15 protein-coding genes are annotated in these 15690 nt (G+C 68.0%); 2 read left to right on the top strand and 13 right to left on the bottom strand.

The genetic code is table 11. The annotated features are described in order from the left end of the window. Positions 1–19: 19 nt before the first annotated feature. The 5 genes from NR810_RS40345 to NR810_RS40325 form a co-directional block, all read right to left on the bottom strand. Positions 20–565: an SCO family protein gene (locus NR810_RS40345; RefSeq protein WP_257460440.1), complete on the bottom strand. Its 546-nt coding sequence runs from the start codon at positions 563–565 to the stop codon at positions 20–22. After that, a complete protein-coding gene (locus NR810_RS40340; protein WP_257460439.1) occupies positions 562–2175 on the bottom strand; it encodes a linalool dehydratase/isomerase domain-containing protein in 1614 nt (537 codons plus the stop codon). The genes NR810_RS40345 and NR810_RS40340 overlap by 4 nt, the downstream gene beginning before the upstream one ends. A gap of 83 nt (positions 2176–2258) precedes the next feature. Further along, positions 2259–2525, bottom strand: coding sequence for a hypothetical protein (locus tag NR810_RS40335; protein WP_257460436.1), 267 nt, complete (start codon positions 2523–2525; stop codon positions 2259–2261). 311 nt (positions 2526–2836) lie between these two features. Beyond that, positions 2837–3274 (bottom strand): hypothetical protein, encoded by a 438-nt coding sequence (locus NR810_RS40330; protein ID WP_257460434.1) that lies wholly within the window; start codon positions 3272–3274, stop codon positions 2837–2839. A gap of 12 nt (positions 3275–3286) precedes the next feature. After that, positions 3287–4120: an MBL fold metallo-hydrolase gene (locus NR810_RS40325; protein WP_257460432.1), complete on the bottom strand. Its 834-nt coding sequence runs from the start codon at positions 4118–4120 to the stop codon at positions 3287–3289. A gap of 144 nt (positions 4121–4264) precedes the next feature. On the opposite strand from NR810_RS40325, the gene NR810_RS40320 reads away from it, so the two are divergent. Beyond that, entirely contained in the window at positions 4265–4798 is a 534-nt protein-coding gene (locus NR810_RS40320; RefSeq protein ID WP_257460431.1) for a TetR/AcrR family transcriptional regulator, read from the top strand. Between the two features lie 395 nt (positions 4799–5193). Here the strand turns inward: NR810_RS40320 and NR810_RS40315 are convergent, their stop codons facing one another. The 3 genes from NR810_RS40315 to NR810_RS40305 form a co-directional block, all read right to left on the bottom strand. Next, a complete protein-coding gene (locus tag NR810_RS40315) occupies positions 5194–6087 on the bottom strand; it encodes a peptidase MA family metallohydrolase (protein WP_257460430.1) in 894 nt (297 codons plus the stop codon). 632 nt (positions 6088–6719) lie between these two features. Continuing rightward, a complete protein-coding gene (locus NR810_RS40310) occupies positions 6720–7427 on the bottom strand; it encodes an SDR family oxidoreductase (protein ID WP_257460429.1) in 708 nt (235 codons plus the stop codon). Positions 7428–7903: 476 nt separating this feature from the next. Continuing rightward, positions 7904–8359 carry a nuclear transport factor 2 family protein gene (locus NR810_RS40305; protein WP_257460428.1) on the bottom strand — a complete coding sequence of 152 codons (456 nt, stop codon included), beginning with the start codon at positions 8357–8359 and terminating at the stop codon, positions 7904–7906. Between the two features lie 234 nt (positions 8360–8593). Here NR810_RS40305 and NR810_RS40300 point away from each other — a divergent pair, with 234 nt between their 5' ends. Then, positions 8594–9157, top strand: a complete 564-nt coding sequence (locus tag NR810_RS40300) for a TetR/AcrR family transcriptional regulator (RefSeq protein ID WP_257460426.1) — start codon at positions 8594–8596, stop codon at positions 9155–9157. Between the two features lie 974 nt (positions 9158–10131). Here the strand turns inward: NR810_RS40300 and NR810_RS40295 are convergent. The 5 genes from NR810_RS40295 to NR810_RS40275 form a co-directional block, all read right to left on the bottom strand. Continuing rightward, positions 10132–10992: an NAD-dependent epimerase/dehydratase family protein gene (locus NR810_RS40295; RefSeq protein ID WP_257460424.1), complete on the bottom strand. Its 861-nt coding sequence runs from the start codon at positions 10990–10992 to the stop codon at positions 10132–10134. A 118-nt stretch (positions 10993–11110) separates the two neighbouring features. Next, positions 11111–12373: a styrene monooxygenase/indole monooxygenase family protein gene (locus NR810_RS40290; protein WP_257460421.1), complete on the bottom strand. Its 1263-nt coding sequence runs from the start codon at positions 12371–12373 to the stop codon at positions 11111–11113. A gap of 58 nt (positions 12374–12431) precedes the next feature. Then, positions 12432–13829 carry a cytochrome P450 gene (locus NR810_RS40285; protein ID WP_257460420.1) on the bottom strand — a complete coding sequence of 466 codons (1398 nt, stop codon included), beginning with the start codon at positions 13827–13829 and terminating at the stop codon, positions 12432–12434. 54 nt (positions 13830–13883) lie between these two features. Further along, on the bottom strand, positions 13884–14909 hold the full coding sequence (locus tag NR810_RS40280) for an aldo/keto reductase (protein WP_257460419.1): 1026 nt from the start codon (positions 14907–14909) through the stop codon (positions 13884–13886). A gap of 29 nt (positions 14910–14938) precedes the next feature. Next, positions 14939–15541, bottom strand: a complete 603-nt coding sequence (locus NR810_RS40275) for a malonic semialdehyde reductase (protein ID WP_257460418.1) — start codon at positions 15539–15541, stop codon at positions 14939–14941. Positions 15542–15690 lie beyond the last annotated feature (149 nt).

The raw sequence follows: 15690 nt of genomic DNA, 5'->3' as shown, positions 1-15690 counted from the left end.
GCTTCGAGTAGGCACCAGGTCATTCGCCAGCTTCGGAAGCATTCAACCGGTGGTTTCGGGCGATGAGCGCACGCAGGCGCTCGGCGACCTCGTCCGCGGAGAGCGCGTCCGTGAAGTGGTCGACGCAGACTCCTTCCGGGTCGAGCACGTAGGTGATGGCCGTGTGAGGCACGGCGTAGCCGTCGGGATCCTCGGGATCGTCCCGGCGCCGGGCGAAGACGTGGAAGGCCGCCTTGGCCGCTTCGATCCGTTCGCGGCTGCCGGTCAGACCGAGGAACCCTGGCCAGCGCGCGAGGAACGCCTTCATGACCGCCGGGTGATCCCGCTCCGGATCGACCGTGATGTACAGGGGCTGCATTCGCGCGGCGTCGGGGCCGAGCAATCCGAGCACCGTGGAGAGGCGTCCCAGGGCCCGTGGGCAGACGACACGGCAGTGGGTGAAGCCGAAGAACACCAGGGCGTAGGCCCCGCGGAAGGTCTCGTGGGTGACGGGACGTCCGTCGTGGTCGACGAGGTCGAAGGCTCCACCCACCGGGGGCGCGGAACCAGGCCGGATGGCGCTCATACCCCACCTCCCGGCCAGGACAGGGTGTAGGTGCTGAGTTCGTTGCGCACCAGGTGCAGGTCGAGCAGGTGCTCGGTGCGCCGTGCCTCCACGCGCCGCCCCTCATGCACCTGCTGCCCGTCTCCCGTGGCGACCACCTGGCCGTCCCTCTGGAGTTCCCATCTCCCCCGGTCCCAGATGTTGGCCAGGCGGACGACGGAATCGCCGGGGCGATCTTCGCGCACGCCGGCCGTGAAGTGCAGTGTCGCTCGCGCGTCGTCGTAGTACGCCCGGTGGACCTCGATGGCATCGCCGACGATCGCCAGGTTCGGTTCGGCGAAATGACCCGGTGCCCAGGGCTGCTCGTAGAGCTGGCGCAGTCCGTGCGGCACGTTCAGGCTCGCGTACGCGAAGAGGACATTGCCAGCCAGGGGCTCGACGCACGTGTAGTTCCCTTCCGCGTCGCTCACCTGGTCATGGCGCGGGAAGAAGCGACCGCCCTCATACAGGGTGGGTCGCATGTGGCGCTCCGCGTGACGCTGTAGCCCCTCGAGCGTCACGGCATCCCCCATCTCGGAGGCCCAGACCGTCAGCCAGCCAAAATCGCAGGTGTCGTTCTCGATGGGGCGCGCGCCGAACGTCCGGGACTTCGGAGGTCTGATGGTGCGCGTGCCATCCGGTCCCTCGAGCACGTGCTTGCCGATCACGGAGGCGTAGTACTTCTCCACGAACTCGCCGTTCCAGGTGTTCGCGAGCGAGGCGTACCAGGCATCGCCCCACGGCATCTCGCCCGCGTTGGGTATGGGCGTCCTCGTGTCCGAGGCCGCGTAGAGGTACAGGTGGCCGTTGCTGGCGACGGGTCCGCCGAACTGCTCCCACGCCTGCCGGAAGCCACGGCTCACCTCGTCCGCGGTGGAGCCGCCCGTCAACAGATCGTGCATGCGGAAGCCGATGATCGCTGGCTGGTTGCAGATCTGGAAGACGCAGTTCGGCTCGCATGCGATCCCCAGGTAACCGCTGCGCACCATCTGCCAGTACAGGTTTTCGTTCAGCGAGAACTGGTCGTATTCGAACTTCCGGTCGAGACCGCCCGGCTTGCCACCGTCGCCCCAGAATGGGGTGAAGTACTCCAGCGTCAGCGCGCCGGGCGCGGCGTAGCGCGCGTCGTCGAACAGCACGTTGTACATGAGCGCCATCGACTGCACGTAGGCGCTGTACATGATGTTGTCGTGCGCCACCGGATCCCACTGCTCGGGGCGGCCCGCGAGGTGGGGGTTCCAGATGCCGCCGGCCCTGCTCGAGTCGCGCCAGTACATCCAGACCTCGGGCTCGAGGATCTTGGCGACCAACCGCTGGAACGTGGGCCGGAGGGCACCGGGCGCCGCTGGCAGCCGATGGACATGAGTCAGCGCGAGCGCGTAGGCCGCGTAGGCGAGCTGGAAGCGGTAGCCGCCGAAGTCCATCTGGTTGGGCGTGCGCCCGGTCATGAATGACCAGTCGTTGCGCTGCCGCCGGGACAGGTTGTCGAAGTGGCGCAGATAGGCCAGTTGCTTCGCATCGAGCCCCGCGACCGCGCTCTTCCGGCGCCGCTCCAGGGCCGACGCCCGCGTCTCTCCGTCGCTCGTCTTCATCCTCTCCTCCGCGTGTGGGCGGCCGGTTCGCCGTGTGCGGGCCGAGGTATAGCGCGGATTCTCGCCGGACTCGTGTGCCGTGCTCAGCCGCTCCACCGGCCCACGAGCACGCCGAGCAGGAAGGCCACGGCGATGGCGACGGCCCTCCATCCCAGCGGCAATCCCCGGGGAGCAGTGGCCGTGGGGGAGGGGGCGGACTCCCGGGACGGCACGGGGTCGTCGGGGATGACCACGCGAACCCGGATGCCGCCCGAGCGCAAGGCCACCTCGAGATCCTCGATGCAGCGCTCGTAGTCCTTCGCGGTCAGATCCAGCGGCGTGCCATGGTGGGCCTCGTAGCGCCTCGCCACGGACTCATAGCCGCGCAGCTGGGCCTCTTCCCGGGCGACGTTCCCTCAAGCAGGTGAGGAGGAGGCGAGCGCGAGGCTTGAGGTAGCGGCCAGGAAGGAGCGGATGAAGGAGAGGAAGCCGCGAGTGAATTGGGCGGAGTTGCTCAGGAGGACGTTCGACTTGGATGTCTTCACCTGTGCCTGGTGTGGAGGCAGGCGCCAGGTGTTGGCGTACCTGAGGGCCCCCAACGCCGAGGGCTGCACCGCGTCTCCACCGGCCCGGCGCACAGCCCTCGTGGCACCCGTCAGCAGCCCTCCTCGACCCCTCGGCTTCAGCTCTCTCCCTCCACACGGCCCCCATCCCGCTTATCCGCCGGCACCCGCGCTCCGATGTCGCGTGCCCGGTGTGCCTCCGAGGGAGCCGCCAGCGCCAGGAAGCGGCCCTTGGCCTTCAGGCGCTGGTGCACCTCGCCCCAGGAGGGGAGGCCCTCCTCTGCGTGCTCCCAGTCCACGGCGGCCCACTCATCGAAGAGCCGCAGCAGGCGGGGCATCGCCCGGCGGTGCCATCCTCCACCCCGGAAGGCATGCGCGTGGGAGGGGCGCTCCCAGAGCATGAGCATCCAGAGGACCCTCCCGGGTGCCCGCTGGAGCAGCGCGCCCCTGAACCCTTCTGTCTTCCGGGCATGCCAGGCCATCACCCACAGCCCGGCCAGCAGAGGCCAGTGCCACCAACTGGACCGGATTCGCACCCGCACAGCGTTGACGTACATGGCTGGAACTCCTCAGTGTCCGAAGCCGAAAAGGGGTGATGCATCGCTCCACGGCCCGGAGTGGCCACAGGCGAGCGCTTGGAGCTCCTGCCGGCGTGGCTCGAGCCGGCGGGCAAGGCCGCGAATCACCTCTCGGCTCTCCTCCTGATCGTCGCTGAAGATCCAGGCCGCCCCGCGCAGCGTGCCTCCGCGCTCGACTGCCGCGGAGTCGCCCAGGTACAGCACGCCACCAGCGAGGTAGGCCGCGCTCCCGCCGGTGTGTCCCGGGATGTGGAAGGCCTGGACACTGAGTGGACCGACGTGCACCGTCTCGCCATCCGCGAGGATGTGGGAGACGCGCGTGGCTCGCTCGCGGAGCACGCCACGCAGCCGCGGGACAGGGCCCTTGGCCGCCTCGATCCCCTCCACCAGCCCCACCTCGCTGGCGAACGCGTACACGCGCGCCTCGGGGAAGAGCCGGCACGCACCGATATGGTCGCCGTGGCCGTGCGTGATGAAGATGGCCTTCACCGCGTCCGTGCCAAGACCCTGACGGGCGAGCTCGGCCTTGATGGCGGCCCCCTCAAGGTCGTTCCCGCAGTCGATGAGGGCAACAGCACCGGGGCCCGCGGGCAGCAGGTAGAGGTTGACGAAGCGGTCTCTCACCAACCGCGCTCCGCCCGGCAACTCGGTTCCGTCCTCCGCGGGCACCAGCCCACCGAAGGTTGCCGCGAGCACCCCAGCCGGGATGGCGGCCAGGAGCAGCAACACTCCCCCGATGGTGAGCAGCACCCGCTTCGCACGGCTGCTCGGGCCACGAGCCCGCGCCGCACCCACTTGATAGACACCTCGTTCGTTCTTGGACATGGTGTCCATCAAGTTCACCGTCGGCGAACGGGAGTTCAACCGACAGTGGGCCCTTCTCCGGCCAGTTCGGGACGAAGAGGGGGGCGCTGTCCAGCAACGGAGGCACGCGTGGGTGTGAAACCCCCGAGGGAGACAGACCGGAGGGTGCAGCGGACGCGGCGGACGCTCCGCGATGCGCTCGTCGCGCTCATCCTCGAGCGCGGCTGGGAGCAGGTCAGCGTGCAGGACGTGTGCGACCGAGCCGACGTGGGACGCTCGACCTTCTATACGCACTTCGCCGACAAGGAGGAGCTGCTCCTCAGCGGCTTCGACGAGTTTCGCAAGGTGCTCCGCGCACAGCATGCAGCGGCGGCCGAAGCTGGCAGGCCGCTCGGTTTCGCGAGGGCCCTGCTTGAGCATGCCCACGAAAACCTGCGCCTCTTTCGAGCCCTTATCGGCAAGCGCAGCGGGCAGTTGGTCCAGCGGCGCTTCCGGGAGCTGGTACTGGAGCTCGTCGCAACGGACCTGGCTGGCCTCGCTCTCGCCGGGCCCGTGCTTGACGGGACGGTGCACTACGTGGGCGGTGCGTTCCTCGAGCTGCTCACCTGGTGGCTCGATAGCCGCAGCCCACTGCCGCCCGTCGAGGTGGAGGCACTCTTCCAGCGGCTGACCACGCCCGTCCTCGCCGCGGCCCGATAGGGGACCCGGCCTGAAGGTGGGAAGCGGGCGCAGCCCAGGCCTACTGGGTCATGGAGTCCGCCCTCCCTCGAAGACTCGCCACGATGACAGAGCCGCTTGCAAGAAAGTGAGTTGCGGATTCCCGCTCCCACACCTGGGCCTCAATCACCAAGGGCCCGGGCTCCCCCTCGGGGCCGGGCCCTTCTCATTCAAGCGAGGTGAGCCTACAGCGGGGCGAGGACGGGGAGGGCGACGAACTTCCTACCTGGATCCCCAGGCGTGCCGCTCCCTGAGCAACTGGGTGGGCTCCTCGTATATCGCCCAGGAGTTCGACAGCGAGTACAGCGACAATAGCGGCCCGGGTTGCACGTACACCCTCTGCGCTCCGTAGGGTACCCCCGGTCGGGGATGGCGATTCATTGCCGGTTTCGCGCCGCGGCTTCGTGGAGCCGCTGCATCGGCTCGTCGCGTTCTCGGTAGCGGCGAGCCAGGAACTCCCTCCAGGCCTGCTCGAGCGCGTCGCCGGAGACCCCCGTCGAGGAGAAGGCCTCCTTCGCGTCCAGCTCGCCTCGCGCGAGCGCCCGCACGAGCGCGGCGACACCGTCGTCCCCTTGCCGATCCCATAGGAACTCGAGCATGGCGAAGCTCTGGTAGTAGGCCGCCAGCGCAAACTTCTCGTCGGCGGTGTGGGGAAAGGCACCCGTCATCGCCTCGAAGGGCAAGTGCTGGTCCCGGAGCCAGGCCACGAGCCCGAGAGAAGGATCGACCCACCAGTTCTCTCCGGCGAGTTTCATCGCCAGCCCCTCGTGCAACCACATGGGCACCTTGATCCCGAGCCCGATGAGGACGTGGTGGACGTATTCGTGGACGACCGTCTGCCTGAGGGTCTCGATGCCGTGCCGGGGGTCGCCGCTCAGGTGGATCGCGCCGTCGTAGTATCCGATGGCCGCGCGATTGACGCACGAGACATCCAGCATCTGCTGCACGTCCCTGTAGACGTAGACCTCTGGAGGGGGGAGACGGTCGAGCTCCCGGCCGAAGACTCGGCGTATCGGTGATTGAGAGGGCGATTGCACCGCGCCGAGAACAGACAGCACCTCCCTCAACACGACCGGGTCGACATGCGGGTCGTGGCGCACCGTCGTGCCGGCTGCGCCGAGCGCGACGAACGTCCCGAGCAGTGCATGCCGTTGTGCAACGCGCCGGGCGTCTCCGAGGCCGCACAGCCCGCTCTCGCCCCACCGCACCTGGAAGCGACGGCCGGCGCGGTCGGTGATCTCAGCGGCGGCCGGCTCGGGCACGTTGGGCACGACCTCGCGTGACGGAGCTCCGTTTCGTGCCGGCCCGGGGCTCGCTCCGAACGTCGGCTCGCGCTGCGTCGACGCGACCTCGGCAGCGGGCCTTCGTGCTTCCTCGAGGCGTGCTCCGCTGTCCAGCGACTCCGTCGACTCCGCCAACTCCGTCGACTCCGGCCAAAGGAGCCAAGGATGGCAGGGAGAACCGTGCGGCCTTCCGCTCCAATCTGAAGTCCGCAGACCCAGACGCTCGGCTGCGTGCTCCAGGTCGCGGAGAACGTCGAGGCGGAACTCGTCCCCAACAGCGGCCATACCTTCGCCGAGGACAATCCAGCCTGGGTCGGTGAGAGACTCGCTCGCTTCTTCGCCCCCCTATAAGGGGGCCAGGGATGAGCGAATCCTCCGCCGATGAGCAGCGCCTCGCGTTGGTGAGGCAGCGCTGGCCCGAGCTGCCCTGGATGGCGGTCCCGGTGACGAGGGAGACCGCGCTGCCCATCCGGCACGGCATCCTCGGCGATGCCGCTCTCCTGGCTCAGCAGCATGCGGCCGCGGCGCTGCTCGCGCTCCGCATAGGGACGGCCTCAGCTACCGGGTACCCTTCTTCGCGAGTGGCGGGGGCGCGGAGCGCTCTGCTCGTCGGGAGCGCCTCATGCACCGGGGATGCCGAGATAGACGCCCGGCTCGGCGGACAGACCCTGCTTGACGTTGCGACTCACCTGGTCAGCGAGGATCTCTTCCCTACCGGCTTCGAGCGCATCGAGCGTCAGGCGCACCACCTCGGTGGGGTTGGATTTCGGCGCGGTGACGCCGTGGGCCATGTCGGTGTCCATGTAGCCTACGTGCAGCCCCAACACCTGGGTCTTCTGCCCACGCAGCTCGTTGCGCAGACCGTTGGTCAGGGCCCAGGCCGCGGCCTTCGAGGCGCTGTAGGTCGACGTGCCAGGGAAGGACAGCCAGCTGAGCACGGACAGTACGTTGACGATCGCGCCGCCGCCATGGCTGGCCAGAATCGGCGCGAAGGCGCTGCTCGTTGCCAGCGGCCCCAGATAGTTGGTCTCGAGCTCTTCTCGCGCGGCGGCCTGAGCGTCGTTGGCGAGGAGCGTCGTCCGCTTCAGGATGCCAGCGTTGTTGATCAGCAGCGTCACGTCGCGGGCCTCGCGCGCGATCGCCTCGACCTGTTCGGGCCGGGTCACGTCGAGCCGGACCGGCACGAGGCCGGGCAATGAGATGGTCGATGGATCGCGAGCAGCCGCGTAGACCTTGCGTGCGCCGCGTTCGAGCAAGACCTTCGCGAAGGCGAGTCCAAGGCCACGGTTGGCGCCGGTCACCAGCGCGACTGCATTCTTGATCTGCATGGCTCAGCTCCTGGGTTGTTCCGGGTGTTGGGGAACGGTCCAGTCATATGATGACCATCATATTTCCGCGTTTCGCGCATCCGTCACCAATCGAGCCACCGCGTAGGTATGAGCCCGCCTCTTCGCGGGAATCCTCTTCAGCGTGTAAGCAGTCGCGCTGCCCCACAAGCCCACGCCCTGCTGCGTCCTTCCAGGAGGAGGGGCCGCTTGGGGCGGCGTGTGCCTCCAGGAGGCTGCACGCTCTCTGCACCGGCCTGGCGCACAGCCCGGGGGGCTCCCGTCAGCGGCCCTCCTCGACCCCTCGGTTCCAGCCCTCTCCCTCAACACGGTCCCCTCCCGCCTATACGCACCGAGGCAGTCAGGCAGAAGTCGCCATCGTCAACCTACTGCCCACGTAGCCGGAGCAAGCCCATGCGGCAAAGGGTGGCGCCGACCCCGGCATGAACCAGGGCCGGTGGGCCGCTCATCACCCGGCTTCAGGTGAGGAACGAGGCACCGAGGTTCTCGGAGCCGAGGGACTTCATGGCGACCAGCGGGTTCCAGAAATCCACGTAGCGGGAGATCTTCCCGTCACGCGTCTCCACGAGCGAGATGTACCTCTGATCGTAGGGGCGGCCGGTCGTCAACGCCTTGCCCTCGCTGGCGAACTCCGCCACCACCAGCGACGCGTCGGTCGTCTCGTGGAAGCGCAACCCGTTGAACCGCACCTGGAAGTGCTTGGGGAAGTTCTTCATGTACTCGTACAGCTCGCCCTTGCCGGTGACCTTCTTGGGGAAGCCCTCCGGGCCGTAGGGGAACTCCAGCACGCCGTCCTCAGTGAACAGGTCCACCCACTCGCTGATGCGGCCGCTCGACAGGTACTCGAGGTGGTTGGAGAACGTCTGCTGCGCCTGCTTGCGAATCGCCTGGATGTTGGTGTCGGTGGTGCTCATGGTGGACTCCCTTGTTGGGTACTTCGAGGACAATGAGTGATTGACCACTCACAGATGAGGCCTGAAAAAAGGGCCGCTCGGCGACCCGTGAGGAGTAATTAACCACTCACAGATTTCGTGTCAAGCGACAGGAAGCCCAGGACCGTGGATGCCTGTGGAGTCTGGGGCACTGTGTGGTGGGGTGTGGAGGTGGAGGACCTTGACGGTGAGCGGAGTGAGCGATTAGTTACTCACATGCCCGTGACATCCCGGAAGCTGTCCACCGCCGACGAGCGCCGCGGCACCGTGCTCCGCACCGCCATCCAGGCCTTCGCGGCGCGGGGCTATTACGGCACGACCACCGCGGAGGTGGCCAAGGCCGCGGGCATCTCGCAGGCGTACGTGTACCGGCTCTTCCCCGACAAGGAGGCGCTGTTCGTGGCGGTCATCGACCACTGCGCCGCGCTGCTGCGCGAGAACATGACGGATGCGGTGGCGAAGGCGCGGGGCCGCGAGCCGGAGACGGTGCTGGCCGCGATGCGGACCGCATACGCGCGGCTCATCCAGGACGACCGGGACCTGCTGCGAGTGTTGATGCACGCCAACTGCGCGGCTTCGGAGCCTCCCATCCGCGAAGCCATCCGCGCCTGCTACGCCAAGCAGGTGGAGTACGTGCGTAGCGCGTCTGGTGCGTCTGACGACCAGGTCCGGAGCCTCATCGCGGATGGGCTCCTGGCCAACGTGCTCGTCGCCATCGGCGCCGACGAGGTCGACGCGCCCTGGACCCGCACCCTGTTCGCCGGGAGCGAGCGCGCCTGACCCCCCTCGGATGGACGATGCCTACGGCACGCCGTGGAGGGGACCGACACCTGCAACTACACGCCGCCCGACTGCCGCACCGGCGAGTGTGAGGACTGTCCTGGGGGCCGAAGCTGAAGACCCCTGCGAGCCCCCCCCTGAATGGTTGGCCATCCCGTATCCTATCCTTCGGGGCTGTTGCACCTGTGAGGATAGGCCAGCGTGGTGAGCCCTGATTCGGAGGAGTGCCCTCGACGGGCCCAGGCGTCGTTGCCTCCGCCTCGGGCAAACCTCACGAGGTTCCACGGCGTCTTCGCTCCAGGCGCCAAACTGCGGCCATTTCTGGTCCCTCAAGCAGGTGCGGAGGAGGCGAGCGCGAGGCTTGAGGTAGCGGCCAGGAAGGAGAGGACGCCGAGAGTGAATTGGGCGGAGTTGCTCAGGAGGACGTTCGACTTGGTCGTTTTTCCGCAAACCGCTGCGTCTTCGGTCCGAGCTTCTTCATCACCGGGGTCGGCTCGGGCTTGCGTGCGGCGACCACCGGCGCTTGCGCCGCGGGGGGGCGGCGTCACCGTCGAGCCAGGCCGCGAAATCGAAGGCCTTCGCCCTTGGCGCCTTGACCTTCTTCGCTTTCAGCCACGAAGCCAGCCTTCCGAACCGAGCAGCGCCACCGCGGGCGGTGCCTTGACTCCAGTGTTCACGAGCACGAGCAGCGAGCCATCGGGGAGGCTCATGAACGCGAAGGCGGCACGGCGAAGCCGGTCCGCCTTCTCCGGATTCCACTCCTTCGGAATGGCCGTGGCCTCCAGCGCATCGAACCAGCGTCGTGCGGTTCAGGCGTTCTGTCCCCCATCCAGTCGGTGTCGGTCGAGCCCGGGTTGACCAGTGTCATGGCAACCGATGCGCACCGAGCCGTCCACCGTGCGGATGGTGCTCTTCACCATGGAGCCGCCGGTGCCGGAGGGGGGCCGTGCTCCTGGACGTGAGGAGGTCGGCGTTCACTCGTCCCGCAGGAGCTCGAGTGCGTTGAATCGGGGATGGAAGCCCAGCTCGGCTTCGGCCCGCTCGATGACGTAGACCCGGTCCAGGCGCGAGGGGAGGGGGATGCCTTGCTGGAGGAGCAGTCCGGCCACCGTGGGGGCCCGGCGGCGGATGACGGCCGATGCGTCGTGCAGCAGCTCCGTCAGGTCCTCGCGCCGGAAGGGCGAGCGGGCGGAGATGTTGTACAGCCCGAAGGGCACCGGGGATTCGAGCGCCAACCGATGGGCCCACGCGCAGTCGCGCAAGTCCAGCCCCCGGTGGAGCCGGTGGATGGCCATCAGCTCCCTCGGCTGCGGATAGAAGCGCGAGGTGCGCAGGGTGATGACGGGCAGCCCCGTCTCCTCGTGGATGAGCCGGCAGAGCTGCTCCGCGGCCAGCTTGGTGACGTCGTAGATGTCTCGCGGCCCGGGCGCGAGCTCCTCCGTCACCCAGATGGCGGCATCCGCTCGGGGCTCCATCGCGCGCCCGTAGACCGAGGTCGTGCTCGTGTACACGAAGCGCTGGCAACGGTGCTCCGCCGCCGCCTCGAGCAGATGGAGCGCTCCCTGCACGTTCACGTCGATGAAGCGCGACTTCGGCAGCAGTTCCCGGTGTGGGGCGTGCAGCGAGGCCACGTGGATGACCGCGTCCACCCGCGCGACCTGGGCGAAGACGAGCGCACGGTCATCCACGCTCCCGATGACCTGCGTGAAGGGTCCAGGTGCGGTGTCCAGGCCCGTCACCTGGTACTCGCCGGAGAGTTGCCGACAGATCTCCGCGCCGAGCTGTCCCGAGCTGCCGGTGACGAGAACCCTCCTGATGCTCCCCACGTGGCTCATCCGCCTCTCCAGGACCTCGCCTCGGGACTCGCTTCGCTCAAGCATAAGAAAAGCATGAGAAGGCTGTCGAGCCCGCCGCCGGAGGCCTCCGGCGAGAGCGAAGCAGCGCTGGTGCGCCTTACGAGGGCTTCCAGAGCTGCTCCAGCAAGGGGGGTGGGACGCCCTGGGAGAGCAGGAACTCGCGGGTGACGGCGGGGTCGACGAACCAGGGGAAGAGGGCTCTGGGGTCGTACAGGCCATTGATCAACGCCGTCGCCACCGCGGGCACATGGTGCGCCGAGGCGAGCACCGCCTGCTGGTGCGGTGCTGGCGGCATGAGCAGGCCGGCCGTCACGCCCATCGCGTATTGGCCATGGTCGAGCCAGAAGTCATCGAAGGTCCGTTGCATCCACTCCGCCGTGAAGGGACGCCCGGCGTGCTCCCGGATGCGGGTCCGGTAGAAGTCCGCCATGTGGGTCGCGTTGTTGCCCCCCTGCGCGGCCAGCGGGTCATGCAGCATGAGGGCGTCGCCCAGGCCGATCACCACCCTGCCCGAGGCCAGCCGGCCCACCGGATGGCGGACGGTGGGGGTGATGGTGCCGCGAAGCCAGCACTGCTCGGTGGGAAGCTCCGCCTCTTGCAGGTCATCCAGCTGCCCGGGGAGCAGCCGGCGGAGGGTTCGCTTGCACTCCTCCAACAGCTCGCGGCCCGGCAGCTCACGCGAGAGGAAATCGAGCGGTCCGCCCGGGATGCCCTCGAGGAGCAGGAAGCGCCCCTTGATGTTCTCCCGGCCGTAGAACGGCGTGATGACCACCTCGCCCAGACCCGGCAGGACCCGAATGGTCCCGCTGCGCAGCTCGGGCCGGAAGTTCTTCACGTGGAAGCCGGTGATGTGGCGCTGCGGCTTGTCGAAGGGGCTCCGCCGGGCATCTCTCGCGAACAGGCTGGAGAGCGAGCCCTTGCCGGTGGCGACCACGACGAGGTCGAAGCCCGTGACGTGCGCATCGAACTCGTCCGCATTCGCCAGGGGAACGACGCGAATGGATGCGCCGCGGCGCTCCAGCTCCCGCATCCACCGTGAGTTCTTCAACCGCTGATCGACGCTTCGATGGGGTCGCGGGACGGGAGGGGCGATACGCAGCCCGACGGCGCCATCGGGGTTGAGCAGCTCGAGGATGGCACCTTCCCCCCGCGTCATCACGTCTTCCCAGAACGTGAGCCCGAGCGCGGCTTCCTTCTTCACCGCGTCCTCGAAGAGCCCCATGCCGGAGGGGACCCGGCCATTCAGGATCGCATCGGGGGTGTGCTCGGAAAACAGGGTGACGTCGTGTCCGTCCTCGAGCAGGCCGAAGCCCAGGAAGAGCCCCGCCTGGCCCGCTCCTACGATCGCGATGTTCGCCATGCCGCGGAGCATAGCCGCCCCGCTGGAGTCACGATCCACTCGCCGCGGTACAAGGATCTCAGTTTCGCGAGTCGACGAGGACGGGCACCCCGCCCGCGGGCGTCAGGGTGACGCCTCGCCGCGCCACCCGGAACGCGTAGGGCGTGGCGGGCCGGAGCTTCACCCGGCGGAGGACCTCGGCGAAGACGATCCGCATCTCGTAGTTGGCGAAGGCCATGCCGAGGCAGCGCCGCGCCCCTCCTCCGAAGGGGAAGTACTCGTGAGGGCTCGGCCGCTTGCCGATGAAGCGCTCCGGGTTGAAGCGCTCGGGCTCAGGCCACAGGTCCGGGCGGCGATGGGTGAGGTAGGCGCATGCCATCACGGCCATGCCGGCGGGCAGCTCCCACTCGCCCACCTTCATCGGCCGTTGCAGCACCCGGCCCACCACGGGGGCGACGGGCACCAGACGCAACGTCTCCTTCAAGGTCGCATCCAGGTACTCCAGCCGATTCACCTGCTCGGGGGCGAGTGGCCCCGTTCCCGCCACCTGCTGGAGCTCCGCACGGAGTTTCTCCTCCACCTCCGGGTGTTGGAGGACGAAGTGGAAGGCCCACGAGAGCGTGGTCGCGGTGGTCTCGTGTCCGGCCGCCAGGAGGGTGATGGCCTCGTCGCGCAGCTCCTGGCTGGACATGGGCTGGCCGTGCTCGTCACGCGCCTGCATGAGCATCGACAGGACATCCTCGCGCTTCTCGACGCCCTCGGCGCGGCGCCGGTCCATCTCCGCGAAGAGGTAGCTGTCCACCTCCCGCATGAGGCGGCTGAGCTGGGTCCACGGCAGGGCCCAGCTCACATCGGCCTTCACGGGCCCGAGCCGGATGGGGTCCCTCCCCACCGCGAGCATCTGGAGCATCCGCTCCGCCGGGAGCAGGGCGCTCAGGTACAGCACCGCATCCCGCGAGCCCATGTTCAGCATCCGCACGAACAGCTCGCGGAAGCGCTCGAGCATCTCCCCCTCGGAGAGGCCGAAGACCGTCTTGAGGATGATGTCCAGGGTGATGTCCTGGAATACCTCGTGGAGGGTGAAGGCCTTGTCTCGCGGCCACCGGTCGATGGAACGGCTGGCGGACTCGCGCATGGACAATCCGTAGGCCAGCATCCGTTCTCCGTGGAAGGGAGGCGTCATCATCCGCCGTTCGCGGATGTGCTCCTGTCCATCGAGCAGCAGCAGGGAGTGCTTTCCCACCATGCCCTCCAGGACCCGGTTCACCGGCCCCACATGGAGGTCCTCCGGCTTGCCTGTGAAGATCTGGCGGATCATCTCCAGGTCCCGGGTGAAGAGGAACGGAGGGCTGTTGGGGAACTGCATCACGAAGCTATCGCCGTAGCGGCGTACTGACTCCTCCATGAACCGCAGCGGGTGGGCGACCCACTGGTGGAGCTGGAGGAGGCGTGGCATCGGAATGCGAGGAGGAATCATGGAGACGAGTCTACCCGGATGGGGTCCTCGATTCCCCCTACAACGGGGCTTCTCCTACCACCGGCCCTGGATGCGCTGCATGAAGTCGTACGGGTAGCCCAGCTCCAGGGCGCTCGCCTCGTCCAGGCGCTTGAGCTGGGCGTCATCCAGCTTCAGCTCCGCGGCCTTCAGGTTGTCCTCGAGCTGCTCCACGCTGCGCGCCCCGAAGATGACGGAGGTGACGGCACGCTTGCGCAGCAGCCACGCCAGCGACACCTGCGAGGGCGTGGCATTCAGCTCGGCGGCCACCGCGTCCACGGTCTCCAGGATGCGCCAGTTGCGCGGAGTGTCGAACTGGGTGAGCCGGTCCTTCCACCTGGCCAGCCGCGAGGACTCCGGCGGGGGCTGCCCCTTGCGGTACTTGCCGGACAGGAAGCCGCCCGCCAGCGGCGACCACGGGAGGATGCCCAGCCCGAACTGCTCGCACACCGGCGCGTGCTCGCGCTCCAACTCGCGAACCACCAGGCTGTACTGCGCCTGCAGCGCCACGAAGCGTGACAGGTGCTGGGTCTTGCTCGTCCACAAGCTGTCCACCAGCCGGTAGGCCGCGTAGTTGCTCGCGCCGATGTAGAGCACCTTTCCCTGGCGCACCAGGTCCTCCAGCGCCCGCAGCGTCTCCTCCTCGGGCGTGTCGATGTCCTGCATGTGCACCTGGTACAGGTCGATGCGGTCCGTCTTCAGCCGGCGCAGGCTCTGCTCCACCGCGGAGCGCAGGTGATAGCGCGAGGCGCCCGTGTCATTGGGGCCCTTGCCCATGCGGAAGCGGAACTTGGTGGCCAGCACCACCTCGTCGCGCCGGTGGGACTGGGCGAACCAGTTGCCCAGCACGCGCTCGGTGAGGCCGTCGTTGCCGTACACGTCTGCGGTGTCCCAGAAGTTGATCCCCGCGTCGAGCGCGCGGTCCATGATGGCGAAGGACGTCTTCTCGTCCGCCCCCACGGCATGCATCATCGAGCCCTCGGACGCCTCGCCGAACGTCATCGTCCCCAGGCACAGGCTCGACACCTTCAGCCCACTGTGTCCCAGCTTGCGGTATTCCATCGTGCTCCTCCGTGTCGCAAAAGAACGTGTCAGTCGATCCGGCACGCCTCGTCGAAGTCCAGGCGCGGATTGCGGGGGAACAGCCTGGCCGCGTCGCCGTAGCCGAGGTTGAGGAGGAAGTTGGACTTCCACTTGCCGTCCGGGAAGAAGGCGGCGTCGACCTTGGCGTTGTCGAAGCCCGCCATGGGCCCGCAGTCGAGCCCCAGGGCTCGCGCGGCGAGGATGAGGTAGGCGCCCTGCAGCGTGCTGTTCATGAAGGCCATCTTCTCCCGGGCCTCGGCCGGTAGCCCCGACAGCTGCGTCTTCATGTCCCGGGCGGGGAAGAGCTTGGGCATCTTCTCGTGGAACCCGGTGTCATAGGCCACGATGACCGTCACCGGCGCGTTCATCGCCTTGTCCACGTTGCCGGGCGACAGGGTGGGCTTGAGCCGCTCCTTGGCCTCACGGCTCTTCACGAAGACCAGGCGCATGGGCTGCGTGTTGGCCGCCGTCGGTGCCATTCGCGCGAGCTCGTAGAGCCGGCGAAGCACGGTGTCCTCCACCGGCCTGTCGAGCCAGGCGTTGTGGGTACGGGCCTCCTGGAACAACACATCCAGCGCCGCCGCGTCGAGAGCGGGTCTCTGCTCCGCCATGGGATTTCCTCGCATGAAGCAGTTCCGGTCCGGCCGGTCTCGGCCGCCGGCGCGGTCACGGGTGCGGACCACGCGCCCCTTGGGTAATGAAGCGCCTTCCCCTTTGCAAGTTACTTTAGAAAAGTAAGTGGCGGGTCAGGGGGCTATAT

The sequence above is a fragment of the Archangium lipolyticum genome (assembly GCF_024623785.1).
GTDB classification, from domain to species: Bacteria; Myxococcota; Myxococcia; order Myxococcales; family Myxococcaceae; genus Archangium; species Archangium lipolyticum.
Note: the sequence above shows the minus strand (reverse complement) of the source record. Positions and strands in the feature narration are given on the sequence as shown.